This window comes from Nostoc sp. (assembly GCF_036917515.1).
GTDB lineage: Bacteria > Cyanobacteriota > Cyanobacteriia > Cyanobacteriales > Nostocaceae > Nostoc.
Map to the genome: position 1 here is coordinate 1 of NZ_JBALDE010000180.1, position 15,528 is coordinate 15,528.

Annotated in this window: 9 protein-coding genes; all 9 read left to right on the forward strand. The window is 38.9% G+C overall.

From position 1 onward, the window contains the following. Positions 1-2,012 precede the first annotated feature (2,012 nt). The gene (locus tag V7K89_RS23895; protein WP_335191581.1) at positions 2,013-5,123 is read left to right on the forward strand and encodes a peptidase domain-containing ABC transporter; all 3,111 of its coding nucleotides are present in this window, start codon (positions 2,013-2,015) and stop codon (positions 5,121-5,123) included. 122 nt (positions 5,124-5,245) lie between these two features. Further along, positions 5,246-6,793 (forward strand): HlyD family efflux transporter periplasmic adaptor subunit, encoded by a 1,548-nt coding sequence (locus tag V7K89_RS23900; protein ID WP_335191583.1) that lies wholly within the window; start codon positions 5,246-5,248, stop codon positions 6,791-6,793. Between the two features lie 107 nt (positions 6,794-6,900). Then, positions 6,901-7,689, forward strand: a complete 789-nt coding sequence (locus tag V7K89_RS23905) for a peptidylprolyl isomerase (RefSeq protein ID WP_335191585.1) — start codon at positions 6,901-6,903, stop codon at positions 7,687-7,689. Between the two features lie 433 nt (positions 7,690-8,122). Further along, positions 8,123-8,359 carry a hypothetical protein gene (locus V7K89_RS23910; protein WP_335191587.1) on the forward strand — a complete coding sequence of 79 codons (237 nt, stop codon included), beginning with the start codon at positions 8,123-8,125 and terminating at the stop codon, positions 8,357-8,359. A 567-nt stretch (positions 8,360-8,926) separates the two neighbouring features. After that, the gene (locus V7K89_RS23915; protein WP_335191588.1) at positions 8,927-11,980 is read left to right on the forward strand and encodes a tetratricopeptide repeat protein; all 3,054 of its coding nucleotides are present in this window, start codon (positions 8,927-8,929) and stop codon (positions 11,978-11,980) included. A gap of 124 nt (positions 11,981-12,104) precedes the next feature. Beyond that, positions 12,105-12,509, forward strand: a complete 405-nt coding sequence (locus tag V7K89_RS23920; RefSeq protein ID WP_335191590.1) for a Nif11-like leader peptide family RiPP precursor — start codon at positions 12,105-12,107, stop codon at positions 12,507-12,509. Positions 12,510-12,590: 81 nt separating this feature from the next. After that, complete coding sequence (locus tag V7K89_RS23925) at positions 12,591-13,853, forward strand: nif11-class peptide radical SAM maturase 3 (protein WP_335191592.1); 1,263 nt, start codon at positions 12,591-12,593, stop codon at positions 13,851-13,853. A gap of 6 nt (positions 13,854-13,859) precedes the next feature. After that, the gene (locus V7K89_RS23930; RefSeq protein WP_335191594.1) at positions 13,860-14,030 is read left to right on the forward strand and encodes a hypothetical protein; all 171 of its coding nucleotides are present in this window, start codon (positions 13,860-13,862) and stop codon (positions 14,028-14,030) included. 108 nt (positions 14,031-14,138) lie between these two features. Continuing rightward, a complete protein-coding gene (locus V7K89_RS23935) occupies positions 14,139-15,389 on the forward strand; it encodes a calcium-binding protein (RefSeq protein WP_335191595.1) in 1,251 nt (416 codons plus the stop codon). Positions 15,390-15,528: the final 139 nt, after the last annotated feature.

Here is a 15,528-nt window from a genome sequence, read left to right on the forward strand (position 1 = left end):
CTTTTTCCATTTTTTCTAATCTCCGTAGACTTACAGTATGGACAATGCACAGTATGAACCCTCTCCTCATCCCTTTATTATGCAACACCAAAAATCCTTGTTTGGAACCAAGCACGGAGAAACAAGCGTTTAAATATTATCTGTTGAGAGAAATATAAATATCCCTACATAACAGAAGGATAATTTTCTCATCAAGTAGATGTTCCAATGGATAAATATGCAGCAACAGCATTGCCGATTGCAACCAAGGTGATATTGGTGCTTTGATAGCGGTTGCTCTGTTACTGAGGTATAACTGGATTTGATATATAAATTTTTTAACTTTGAGGATGTACCTCATCTGATTGAGAACCGCTATGGATGATTTGTTATATTTTACCAAATCTATGGTGTCACACTTTCATCAGGGCACTGGCTGTATTACCGCCATTAAATTTATCCATTTATTACTTTACTTGATCGCATCGCAATCTTCGGTTTTAAAAGACGAATTTGCGACTTATTGTCATTTTTTGAACTCTAAGCACATTTAAACATAACGATTATTTTTCAACTTCTATCAAGCTATAATATGTATTATTGCTATGCCCTTGATGGAAAAAAAATGCTAATATTACCGTAGTTAACTAGTGTGTGTGCTCGATCACAACATTCATGTGTTTTACCTCACAGCTAATTCAAACAACTTAAATATCACCTTTAAGCAAACAATAGTCGCCGTTATGACTCTCATCATGTTATGCCACCTAGCTATTTAAAGATTTAATGTATAAATGGTTGTAAAATATATTTTTTTTGTTAAAAATCATCTATTAAGTGACTTGTCAGAAAATTTACATTAAGAAACTCCTAAAATATCTAAATTTAAGAGCTAAGAGTGTAAACTAATTATGTAAATATCATGTTTGTATGTAAATATGATGTTTGCAAGTCTCTTTTAGTAACTTGCATTTATTACACTATAGGAGGTATAATACAAACGTTAAATAGCTTGCTAGATGTTCCCTTAAAGATACTAAGTAGTGCTAGGAAAAGATCCATCTTGGAATTTCCAAGCAAACTTAATCAATATTTGTTTAACTGGAGTTTTGCTTAATTGGTAAAATACTACATTAAACAAAAATTGCGATGTGCTTTTATCGCTTTATAGTTTTCTGTTTCCTGTAGCCTACTCAAAACCCTCTTTTGATCGAGGTTACACGATAAGGATGAGGCTATCCCGGAGACTATCCCCCAGACTTGCAAAGCACTAAGGGAATATGCTGGGAGCTAATTGCACATTGCGTAAATTTCTGATTAACACTACAAGGCTAGTCAGATTTGTAGTTGTGGTTTTTTTGCTGTCAGCCTTTGTTCACACAACTGCAATGAATTACCTTTCTCCATAATTTACGACTCAATGCAATTTATAACTACAATTATGTCACACCATTTAAGTCCAGACAAGGCTGTTAAAAAGTTAGGAATGTCTGAAAACATTCTTTTAAGAATTCTTCCAAGTCAGGTGTTGTTCAAGAAGATGAAAGCTAACATTCAGCCAAAAAGTTGTCCCGAAATAGAAAAAACTTCAAGAGTTTGTGATTGAGAATGAAATACTTTGCATAGCTATTGTTGGATATAGCAAATTACGATCCGAAAATAATTCCTCTTATTCATCACTGTACAACCGCCGTTGATTGCCAAAATGAGTAATCCATATTTGTGTGGAGTATGTCAATGCAGTTAGTTGCTCTTGGAGCTAAATGTAGATAAACAAAGCTCTAGCTCGATATTTTGGCATTTAAATGAGTTATTGCCACGTCAAAAACTGGCTGCAACAAATGGTTTGTCCACCTAATAAAAATACCTTGTATGTAAAAGATAGATGTTTTGTTACCATACTATTTCTCTCTAACTCTACTCTAATAAAGCTTAGAGTTTCCTCGGTGAAAATACGGGATTAAATAATATTTTTAATGAACTTTTGAATTGGATTCAGACTGATAACTAAATTTTTTTGTGGAGATTAGAAAATGCCACCAGTGCTTTCTGAGCAACATGTGGGTGAAAGACTTTTATACACCTTGGGTACAAAACTTTCAGAAAAAGAATTAGAGAACTTCTTGGCAGAAATGGAAATTGTGCAGCCACCATCAGCAAAGCAATTCTGGCAATCTGCACAGACGAATCCTGGTATATACATTATTCTTACAGGTAAAGTTCGACTGTTAGATAGTTCTGAAAATTTAATTACTACCTTTGGTGCATGGTCTGTTTTTGGCGAATTGACTCTATTTCCCGAAGCTAACTTTAGTCCTTATGTAGTTAGAGCTTCGACAAGCTTAAAACTTGGCTATTTCAGACAAGAAGCATTGCAAAGGTTGATAGACAAGTATCCTAACATTCGCGATCATCTATTCGCCCGTGCAGAACTTTGGGATTTGTTGTTGTTATGTCGCCAAGTAGCACAATTTCCATGCCATACATCACAAGTTTCAGGAATGCTCAAAGCCTTATCTTTGTTTGAGCGACACCAGTTAGAAACTGGCTCTGTAAGTCCACAAATATCCCAAGATTCACAGTTGTGGCTATTATACAAAGGTCAGCTGCAGCATTCTGAAGACCATTCTTTGACACCAGGTATAATCTTTGCTCAACCAGAACAAGGAGACTGGCAAACAACGCAACCAACAATTGCTTACATTCTGAAAAATGACCAGATGCAAACAGCACTAGAATACTTCCCGGAGTTGGGAGAGTGGGCTTTTGCGATGAGCGTCAGCGAAACGGAATCGAAGACTGAGGACACAACAACCGGCTCAGTGCATCGCTGGGGACTGGGTACTAGAGAAAAAACTTCCCAATCTCCAAAATCTAAAATTATTCCTTTTCCTCAAAGAGAGAAGCAGTCACAACAACAGCCAACAAAAAAATCACGTTTTTACTTTCCCAGTCCGAAAGTACAAATGGGGCATTGGTGGAAACGCATCACTAAGAGCTATCCCTTCTATGCTCAACAAAGTGCAGCTGATTGTGGCTCTGCTTGCTTGGTGATGATTGGTAACTATTGGGGCAAACATTTTAGTATCAATCGCCTACGAGATATGACTAATGTCACTCGTAACGGTGCATCCCTAAAGGCTATGGCAGCAACAGCAGAATACCTGGGTTTTGCCACTCGTCCAGTGAAAGCTACTCTTGATAAATTAGCAGAACAACCTTTACCCGCAATTGCTCACTGGGAAGGTAAACACTTTATTGTTGTCTATGAAATTACCAAAAAGCGGGTGATTGTATGTGACCCGGCTCTTGGTCAACGCAGTCTGACAAAAGCTGAATTTCAAGCGGGTTGGAGTGGTTATGCATTGTTACTGCAACCTACAGCTCTACTAAAAAATGCTAAGGACGAAAGTAGAAGCTTCTGGAAATTTTTTGAGTTAGTCAAACCTCACTATCGAACACTGGTAGAAATTTTCATAGCTTCAGTAGTAATTCAATTATTTGGGTTAGTAACGCCAGTATTTACCCAGTTGTTGCTCGACAGAGTACTTGTGCAACGCAGTGTTCCAACCTTAAACGCCATTGGTCTGGGAATGATTGTTTTTGGGTTGTTTGGTGTTGCTGTCAACGGTGTACGGCAATATCTCTTATTTCACACTGCTAACCGCATTAGTATCGCCTTACTCGTAGGCTTTATCAAACATACCTTCCGTTTGCCCCTTGCTTATTTCGAGTCGCGTTTCGTTGGAGATATAATCTCGCGCATTCAAGAAAACCAGAAAATTCAGCACTTCCTTACAGGTCAGACACTCTCCATTGTGTTGGATATGCTGACATTAGTGGTTTATCTGGCTTTGATGTTCTCCTATAGCTGGCGGATGGCATTATTCGTGCTGTGTACTGTACCACCATTTTTTATCTTGGCGCTGGCTAGCACAAGTATTTTGCGCCGTATCTCTAGAGATATTTTTAATGCAGCTAACAAAGAACAAAGCTATCTCATAGAATCCCTAAGCGGAATTCGTACCGTTCGCTCATTAGCAATTGAACAGACAGTGCGTTGGCGTTGGGAGGAACTGCTAAATGATTTAATCAAAAAAGACTTTAATGCTCAAATAATTGACAATCGCTTGCAAATTATCAGTGGCGTCATCCACACCTTTGTAAATACTTCATTGCTGTGGTATGGAGCAACCCAGGTAATTAATAACGAACTAACTATTGGACAATTGGTTGCTTTCAATATGTTGGTGGGTAACGTCTTGAGTCCTTTCCAGCGACTGGCTTTGCTGTGGAATGAATTACAGGAAATCGTGATTTCTACCGAACGTATTAATGATGTGTTGGAGGCGGAACCAGAAGAAGACTTAGAAACTAAACCCCGCAAATCGTTGGGTAAACTCCGCGGTAACATTTGTTTTCAGAATGTTACTTTTCGTTATCACTCAGAAAGCGACACTAACGTATTAGAAAATCTCAACTTTGAAATTCAGCCGGAACAGATGGTTGCAGTCGTAGGGCGCAGCGGTTCTGGAAAAACAACTCTCAGTAAATTGATTTTGGGTTTATACCCACCAACAGATGGCAAAATACTCATTGATGGTCACGATATCACCAGTGTATCTATGCGATCGCTCCGTTCCCAAATCGGCGTTGTAGACCAAGATACTTTTCTGTTTGGTGGGACTGTTCGCGAAAATATTGCGATCGCTAATCCTAATGCTTCTTTAGAAGAAATTAGCCAAGCAGCAAAATATGCTGGAGCCGATGAATTTATTCAAAAATTACCGATAGGTTACGAATCAGAAATTGGTGAAAGCGGCGGAATGCTTTCTGGTGGACAGCGCCAACGCCTAGCTATTGCTCGTGCTTTGCTCGGAAATCCTCGGTTATTACTGTTTGATGAGGCCACTAGTCACCTAGATTCAGAATCAGAGCGGATTATTCAAAACAACCTCAAAACAATTCTTAAAGGACGCACAAGTGTAATTATTGCCCATCGCCTCTCTACAGTCCGCAACGCGGACTTAATCCTGGTTTTAGATCAAGGTATTTTGGTAGAAAGCGGTAGCCACGACGAATTAATCGCTAAAAAAGGTCATTATTATTACCTGAATCAACAACAGATGTCTCAAGTGAGTTGATGGGACATTGGGCAGTCTTTTTCTTCTCGACGAAACTCTGCGCGTAGTTGCTTCCCTATAAGGGTACAATTTTGAATTGATTTCTCCTGCACTCCCCATCTACTGTTATCGGAAATAAAACCATGCCACATCCCAATAGATCGTCCCCACTTCCCCAAGATGAGCAAGATGAATATCAAGGTTACAAACAGCAAGAAAAATCGGTAGAGTTTGACGACCAGATAGAGGCAGAAAATGAAAGTCAAGATTTGTACTACGGTACAGAAAAACTACTCGATGCCTTACCTCAAATTTGGACTCGTGGTTTGTTGTATGTGCTCATCGGCTTTGCTGGTCTATTTTTACCTTGGGCAACTCTCTCGAAAGTAGATGAAACTGGTAGCGCCAGAGGGCGTATAGAACCTAAAGGTGCAACTCAAAAATTAGACGCTCAAGCTGGTGGGAGTGTTAAAGCAGTTACAGTTAAAGAAGGAGATATAGTTAGAGCCGGCCAGGTTTTACTGGAATTGGATGCTGATTTATTACAAACTGAACTGCAACAAGTCCAGAGCAAATTGCAAGGGCTACAAAATCGGCAATCCCAACTGGAACTGCTGAAAAATCAACTCGTAATGTCAACGAGTCTTTTAGAACAACAAAATAAATCCCAAGAATTAGAAAAATTGGCTCAACTCAACCAGGTGCAGCAAAACCTGGATGCCAAACTGAGTAGCTATAACCTCCAAAAGTTAGAAAAACAATCATTAGTTAAACAAGCACAGGAGCAAATTTCCACCAGTCAAGACGATCGAGAATCGGCTGAAGCCCGTTTGCGTATAGATTCTACGCAAGCTGAGCGTTTTAGCCAACTAGTTGACAATAAAATAGTTGCTCCAACCCAATTTGATGAAATCAAAAAACAAGAGCAAGAAAGCAAACGACTTTATAAAAAGTCTCTATCAGATATAAAACAAGCTCAATTGCGTTTAGCCCAAGAGCTAAATAGTTATCAAGTAACGATCAAAACCTTGGAGTCTGATATTAAACAAGCAAAACTCCGACTGCAAGAAGAACAAAGTAGCTATAAAAGTGCTACGCAAGCTGGAGAACTAGCTGTAATGAAAAATCAGGAGCAGCTAAAAGATATACAGGCACAAATAACAGCAACACAATCAGAAATCGCTCAGACAAAAAGCCAGCTTATATCTACAAAATTGCAAATTCAGCAGCGTGTGGTGCGATCGCCAATTAATGGGGTGATTTTTGAATTACCCACCACTAAGCCAGGAGCGGTGGTACAAGTCGGTCAAAGGATTGCCCAAATTGCACCCACGAAAACAGACTTCGTACTTAGAGCAAATATGCCTAATCAGGATAGCGGTTTCTTGAAAGTAGGAATGCCAGTAAAAGTTAAGTTTGATGCCTATCCCTTCCAAGAGTATGGCATTGTACCAGGGAAAGTTACTTGGATCTCTCCTGACTCGAAAGTTAGCCAAACACCCCAAGGCAACATCGAAACCTATGAATTGGAAATCACCTTAGATCAGCAGTACGTCCAAAATGGCAACAAACGTATTCCATTAGGTGCCGGTCAGACAGCAAATGCTGAAGTCATCATTCGTCAACGGCGAGTAATTGACTTTGTTTTAGATCCGTTCAAGAAACTGAAAAAAGGCGGTTTGGAGATGTAGTTATAGGTATTGCACTGGAATCAGGAAATAGGACAAGGGAGACTGAAGGAATAATCAATGCCCCGTGCCCAATCCCCAATCCGTTTAATTATTGGAGATATCGTGTTATGCCCCACAATCTGAACATTTCCACTTCAGATATCATTCACAGTCTTAAACTCTCCTGTCAGATACCTGCTGTTGTGGAAGCGATCGCATCGCAAAGTATTATTGCCGAAGCAACTCAAGCGACAGGAATTACAGTCACGCCAGAAGAACTACAGCAAGAAGGAGATAACTTAAGGTTTGCCAAAAAGCTTGTCAAAGCTAAAGACACTTGGTCATGGCTAGAAAAACACCACCTCTCTGTGGATCAGTTTGAAGAATTAGCCTACAACAACATCCTTTCACGGAAGTTAGCGAATCATCTATTTTCCAATCAACTGGAAAAGCACTTTTACGAACATCAGCTAGATTATATCGCCGCCGTTACCTACGAAGTTGTCTTCGAGGATCGAGACTTGGCTTTAGAGCTTTTTTATGCTCTAGAAGAAGGCGAAATCAATTTTCCAGATATTGCTCGTCTATATATCTCAGAACCAGAAGCCCGTCGTGCTTATGGATACAAAGGAGTCCGATACCGCAAAGATTTTCGTCCAGAGATTGCAGCCGCTGTATTTGCTGCTGCACCACCAGAAGCTCTCAAACCGATAACGACTCCTAAGGGAGTGTATTTAATTTGGGTGGAAGAAGTCATTCAACCCCAATTAGATGAACAGTTGCGCCAAAAAATCATTACAGAATCCTTTTCTGATTGGTTAAAGCAACAAATCACCACGATGAAAATAGTTACTCAAATAGACTCAGACGGTTCACAAGAGGAATTAATAGATATGTTATTCACCAATACTAAATAATTTAGGAAATTTCAAACGTTTTTGTCGCTAAGTATCTACCCTAAGTCAGGGGAGATTTCTCTAGTCTTCAAAATGTTGCAGATACAGGTTTGATTTACTTCAAAACTTAATAGCTTTTCTTTTTAGTGTTTTGTCAATATATCTACAAAGTGCTATTTTTGTTTTATTTAAAACTTAAATTAAATCGCTATATCTCTTGCTGGGCAGCAATAAATTTAATTCCTGCTTAAATTTGTAATGCAATTTTTTTAATTTCAAATAAGACTACATATAATGATTTCTATATATAAATATATTAGTTTTTTTAATCTAAGATCCTTCAAAAAAGCATTGACTTTTTTGAAGGATAAAGTATATTAGATGTATAGCCAACAACACAAGTCGGTTACACCAAATATTCCCAACAAAAGTTACAAAATTTAGGAGAATTCAAATGATCATTTCTGATCTGAACTACTTGGAAATTACCTCTGAAGAAATTATTGGTGGTACTGATAAGCCTAAAGTCAAGCCGCCTAAAATCAAAAAATACTACACCGTTGCACAAGCAGATGCAGATGCTTCCGCAAGTGGTGGCGTCAACAACATCGCTGTAACCTATACTAACGCCACCGCCACCCCTAATAGTGCTACTGCTTCGTCATCAAGCTATGCTTCTGTTTCTAGCTAACAAGTAGTAATAGTTTCTAGCTAACAAGTAGTAATAATTAAACTCTACTCACAAAAAGTATTAGCTGGTGCAAGTAGAGTTAGGCTCGAAAGCTTAGTATATTGATAAATTGCCGAAGGCTCTTGGTTCATTTGAGCCTTCGGCTTTTACCCAAAATACATCTTTTGGTCTTAAATAACTGTTTCCGCAATAAAATCTTACAAATTACAACATTTAATTCTCAACCCAGTTTGCAGTCTGTGTTGTTTGCCCGCCCTGAATTAAAACTCTGGGCTAATAGTCATAATAAATACATATTACCGTAGCCTTAAGCTTCTTGTAGACCCCCGAAAGGTAGAGAAGAGTAAAATTCCTGTTAATTAAGTTTAGGAAGTAATCAAGCAGACATGATATCAATCGATATCAGTTATAAGTTTCAAAAGCTTGAGTTCCTTGCAGATAGCAGATGTAGGAACAAAAGACATATTAAATAAAAAAGATTGTATAAATTATAGCCCGTAAATAAAGGATACAAGCTTCTGAGTTTATTTATGGGGATTGTTAATTTTGAATTTGGAGCAAAGCGACGTGACTACAATTCCTGATGCTCTCCAACTTGCAAGTCAATATCACCAAACCAAGCGCTTCACCCAAGCCGAAGAAGTTTATCGTCAAATTATAGACGTAGATCCCCAGCAGTCAGAGGCATTATATGGATTAGGTCTGCTGGCACAGCAACGAGAACAGTATCAAAATGCAGAACAATTTTTTCAAGCAGCCTTGCAATTACAGCCAGAAGCAGGGGCAATATATAATAGCTTGGGCTTTAGTCTGCAACAACAGGGTAAGCTAGAAGAAGCGATCGCCTGTTATGAAAAAGCACTCTTCATTCTCCCTGACAGCATAGAAGTACAAATCAATATCAGTAATATTCTCCACATTCAAGGCAAGCTATCACCAGAAGAACAAGTCCACTACGCACAACTGAATAAGCAGTTTGCTTTAGGTAGGCAACAGGCAGGTGATTTCAAGATAGCAGAATTATATTATCGCCAAGCTATTGCATTGCAGCCAGATATGGTATCATCTCATACTAATTTAGGAGAGGTACTCCAAAAACAAGGGCGATTCAATGATGCCATTGATTCTTACCAACAAGCACTAAAAATTAAACCAGACTATCATTACGCCTATCACAACTTAGGGTATCTTTTCCAGGAAAAAGGAAAATTTGAAGAAGCAATAGAAGTTTATGAAAAAACTTTAAGCATTCAACCTGATTTTGCCATCACCTATAACAACTTGGGAAATATTCTGAGGGCACAAAATAAATTTGATGCCGCTATAGAATCCTATCAAAAAGCTATTAAAATTCGGCCTGATATTGATTACATATATAGCAACTTAGGAACAGCATTGAGAGATGATAATCAAATAGAAGCCGCAGTCCAGGCATTTGAACAAGCCGTCCAAGTGACACCAAACTATGATCTGGCTAAATTTGGTGCTTGTATGAGCCAACTACCAGTTATCTATTCTAATGTTGATGAAATTGCATTTAGACGAAATCAGTATCAAGAGTATTTGCAAAATTTAGCTAAATATTATGAATTAACTAATTATGAAGAACGGGCAAAAGCATCTGAGGCTGTAGGAGTATTTCAACCTTTTTATTTGACATATCAAGGCTTAAATGACCGAGATTTACAGCAAACTTATGGGGAAATGATTTTCCAAATTATGTCAAGTCGCTATCCCCAAGATTGCCAGTCGCTTGTTGTGCCAAATTTAGATAAAAATCAAAAGGTTCGTATTGGTATCGTTTCTGGATTTTTATCTAGTCATTCTAATTGGAAAATCCCTATTAAAGGTTGGGTAGAAAATATAGATCGAAGTGAGTTTGAATTATTTGGTTATTATACCGAGGACAAAACAGATTATTCAACATTTAGTGCCACCAAAGCTTTTGATAAATTTGTCCAAGGTGTTCGCTCAACTGAACAATGGTGTGAGGTAATAACAAAAGATAAATTACATATCCTGATTTTCCCAGAATTTGGGATGGATTCAATGACGCTCAAACTGGGTTGTCTGAGATTAGCGCCAATTCAAATGACATCTTGGGGACACCCTGAGACTAGTGGACTCCCGACAATTGACTATTACTTGAGCAGTGACTTAATGGAACCAGAAAATGCTCAAGAACATTATACAGAAAAATTAGTTAGATTACCCAATCTATCTATTCATTACATACCTTTAGCAATTCCACCCGAAGAAATTAAGAAACCAGATATAGGTTTAAAAGACGATGATATTTTCTTCTGGTGTTGTCAGTCATTATATAAATATTTGCCAAATCATGATGATGTTTTCCCTTCTATTGCTAAAGAATTAGGTAATTCTAAGTTTGTGTTTATTAAAAGCAAAAGTGAAGAAATAACAGAAAGATTTCGCCAGCGCTTAAACCATGCTTTTGCAGAACTCGGGTTAGATTACCAAGATCACTGTTTGTTTTTGTCTTTCCTCAATGATAGGAAGTTTGCTGGGACTACAGCTTTAGCAGATGTCTTTTTAGATAGTATTGGTTGGTCTGGATGTAACTCCACCCTCGAATCTATTGCTCATAATATTCCGGTTGTCACTTTACCAGGAGAGTTGATGCGATCGCGGCATTCTCTGGCAATTTTGCAGATGATGGGTATAGAAGAGACGATCGCTTCAAATAAATCAGAATACGTTCAAATCGCCATCCGTCTAGGGAAAGATGCTAAATATCGGCAATATATTTCCCAGCAAGTTGTAGAAAATAAACATAAATTATACGGCGATTTAAAGCCAGTCAGAGCGCTAGAAGATTTTATTTTGCATCTGGTTAATAAACCAAGACAATTTAACGCTCAAGAAATTACTGAACTCTTTCAACTTGCACTTCAAGATCATCGAGCTAATCGCCTAGACACAGCCGAACAGCTATATCGTCAGGTGATCGAAAAACAACCAGACTATTCAGAAGCATTATACGGTTTAGGGATGCTGGCACAGCAGAAAGGTGAATTGCAGGAAGCTCAGAAGCATTTAAGTGCAGCTTCGCAAGTTCAGCCTAACTCTGTGAAAATTTGGTTTAGTTTAGCCAATTTGCTTCAAGGTCAAGGACAGTTACCAGAAGCTGAAGCAGCTTACCGAAAAGCTATTGCTTTGCGACCAGATGCAGGAACAATTTACAACAATTTGGGCTACACCTTGCAACAACAAGATAAGTGGGAGGAAGCGATTGCATCCTATCAAAAAGCCCTGGAATTTCAGCCCAACTGCATAGAAGCAAAAATCAATTTAGGGAATGCGCTTTTTGCTCAAGGAAGACTTTCAACAGAGAAACAAGCCTATTATGCTCAATTGAATCATCAGATGGGCATTGCCAACCAAGAAGCAGATGATTGGCAAACTGCTGTTGTTTACTATCAAGCTGCGATCGCAATACAGCCTGATTTGGTAGAAGCCCATTATAACTTGGGGGTGATACTGCAAGAACAAGGGAACCTAGAAGAAGCGATCGCTTGCTATCAAAAAGCTTTGGAGTTCAATCCCCAACACCAGGAAGCCAATATCAAGTTAGGAGAGATTTACCAAACCCAGCAATAAGAAGTTATACAAATCTGACTCACTAAAATTTTCTGGCTCAACGGGTTATTTTACGCGATCGCCAATTGCCATCAATCTAAACTTAAACAAAAAATCTAATCACCATAACAACACAGTAAAAATTATGTCATTAACAATTTTCGAGAAAGTTAAAGAGTTCATCATCAGACTAGTTAAAGACGAAGCTTTTTACACTCAATTAATGAGCGATAAAATTGACGAAGTGATAAAAGTCATGGAAGAAGGTGGCTATAATTTTTCTCAAGAAGAATTTGAAACAGCCTCCATTAAAATATTGGAATTAAAAGAATTAGGTCAGTTTGACGACCTCAGTGAAGAGGAATTAGTAGGAGCCTTTGGTGGGCTTACAAACGCAGTTGCTCAACCATTGTATGGTGTTGTAGCCCCACCTCCACCTCCCGAAGAATGTGGAAAACCACCAATTAAATGTAAATGGATTCCTAAACCATGTCCAAAGCCAAATCCACCTGTACAACCACAACCGTTATATGGATTACCTCTTAGTTAAGCAGAAGTACAATAACCTGATAAAACGATGAGAAATAGAATGCGTTAGTTTATTTTGAGGGTTGAGATTGAGAGTTAATCTATGACATATCACCGCAAAAGCTACGCAGTTTGGGAAATTACCTTAAAGTGCAATCTAGCTTGTAGTCACTGTGGTTCCCGTGCAGGACATGAGCGTGCCAAAGAACTTTCCCCTGAGGAAGCTTTGGATCTTGTCAAGCAGATGGCAGAAGTTGGAATTAAAGAAGTTACTCTCATTGGTGGTGAAGCATTTCTGCGTCCAGACTGGCTGGAAATTGCCAAAGCGATCAACGAGGCGGGAATGTTATGTGGTATGACTACGGGCGGTTATGGCATTTCCTTAGAAACCGCCCAAAAAATGAAGGAAGCGGGAATTCGTACCGTCTCTGTTTCTATTGATGGTTTAGAAGCAACTCATGACCGCCTGCGGGGAAAGAAAGGCTCTTGGAAATATGCATTTAAAACTATGAGTCATCTGCGAGAAGTAGGTCTTTCTTTTGGTTGCAACACCCAAATTAACCGCCTGTCAGCGCCAGAGTTTCCGTGCATCTATGAGTGCATTCGTGATGCTGGTGCTCGTGCTTGGCAAGTTCAGCTAACTGTACCAATGGGAAATGCAGCTGATAACGCAGATATCCTCCTCCAACCCCATGAACTGTTAGATATCTATCCCATGCTTGCCCGTGTGGCGCGTCGTGCTTACCAAGAAGGTGTGCAACTTCAGGCGGGAAATAACATTGGTTACTACGGCCCTTATGAGCGACTGTTGCGGGGACGGGGAAAGGAGCATGACTTCTCATTTTGGCAAGGTTGCGGAGCAGGACTCTCCACTTTGGGAATTGAAGCTGACGGAGCGATTAAAGGTTGTCCCTCACTACCGACTACTGCCTATACAGGTGGTAATATTCGAGAACAGACTTTGCATGATATTATCGAACGTGCAGAAGAACTACGCTTCAATCTAGGAGCAGGAACACCTGAAGGCACAAAACACCTGTGGAGTTTCTGTAAAACCTGCGAATATGCTGAACTTTGTCGTGGGGGTTGCAGTTGGACTGCCCATGTTTTCTTTAATAAGAGAGGTAATAATCCTTACTGTCATCATCGCGCTCTTGTTCATGCCAAACAAGGTATGAGAGAGCGTGTAGTTCCCAAAGTAAAGGCGCAAGGATTGCCATTTGATAATGGCGAATTTGAGCTAATTGTCGAGTCTACAGATACTTTATTGCCAGCAAACGATCGATTACACTTTACCGCTGACAGTATTCAGTGGTCGGAAAGTTGGCAACCAGAACCCGAATTTTATTACTCTCTTGTCAGATAATAAATCATGGCAGAAAATTCAGAAATTACCACAATTTCAGAGAACCAAACTGACTTTGAGTCATTACCATCTCAAGAATTAGAGAAAATCCCACTACTTCCACGTTCAGCTTGGAATAGCCAATTAAGCTATTTAAAAGTGCTGTTAAAAGCAAAGCAAGCCTTGGATAAAAGCTGACAGGTTCATTAGGGATATCGAGAGATTTTGCTTGTAAATTAGGAGAGAATTACTCCCCAAATATTTACACGCAAATTTGTTAAATCACAAAATCAACACAGGTTTTTTATGGCATCAAGAGTAAGTCTAAGACTGACACCTCAAAAGTTACTTTCTTTCAATGGTAGAGTTAATCTCAATAATAGGCCTGATCCCAAGCCCGATCCTAGTCCTAATTTTGTTACCGCTGAAGGGGATGCTACTTTTTCTAACTATAGTGAAGGTACTGCAAGCATTTTAACTGCTACCCAGGCAGACACATTAGTTAAAGGTGGTATAACTGCTGCAATTGCTGAGGCTAAAGCAAGTTTTGATCCAACTTTTTCATCACTTTTCACTCAGGCTGCTGTCGTTGGATTAAGTGGTCAATTTGAAGGTACTTCCAACAGCGAAGCAAAGGTACTTGCTAGTTTTGCGGTTGGTCGTAATGAAAGCTTCTCTTTTGATTTTTCTGCAGATTTAGAACTAACAGCTAAAGAAATTGAAAATCCTGACGTTGAATATAACAAGGGTCAGTCTACAACCACTTTTTTGGTATTAGATACCACAAATCCTAACAAGGCCAAAGTTTTAGATTATTTTGGCATCCAGGGTAAATTAATCTCCTCTGATCAAATCGGAGATCTAAAATTTGGTCGTAGTCGCAATGTCACAATCGACAGTCGTGATAAAGATTCTGATATTGATGGTGATAATGGTACTGACTTCTTGAATGGTAATGCTGTTGGTACTTATGATCGGAGTTTTAATCGCAATACCAATCTAACCATAGTCAAAATTAATACTAGTTCTGTTGAATTGGCTGGAGATACTTTAATTGGCAACCTGGGTACAGATGTTATCTATGGCACGATTCGGAAGGATAATCTGAAGGGAACCAACGGGGCGGACAAACTTTATGCTAGCTTGGGAGATGATAAGCTATCTGGAAACAGAGGTAATGATATCCTCGACGCCGGTCAAGGTAATGATTTGCTAAATGGTGACGATGGCAATGATACACTTTATGGCGGTAAAGGCAATGATACTCTCAATGGTAATAGTGGTAATGATGTCTTAGTTGGTGGCGATGGTAATGACACATTTACTTTCAAACGTACCGATAGTTTGTTTAAAAAAGACTTTGATATCATTCAAGATTTCCAGGTTGGTGTTGATAAACTTGTATTAGATGGCTGGGGAAGTCAAGGTAATATAACAGATACCAATGATGGCGCTCTTCTCACCTTAAATTCTTTGTCTTTGTCTTCGTCTAATAATCCTCAAGAAAGCATACTATTTTCAAACCTGAGTGCTAGTGATATCAGCTCGATAATATAATTTATTTAAGGCTAATTGCTCGTTTCATTCCCTAACAGACTCTGATTTACAAACATTTTAGTCAAGACAATTAGGTGAATCAAAAATCTGATTGCACAAGAAAATGTCGATACCTTTCCTGGGAGAGGTTTTGCTAATA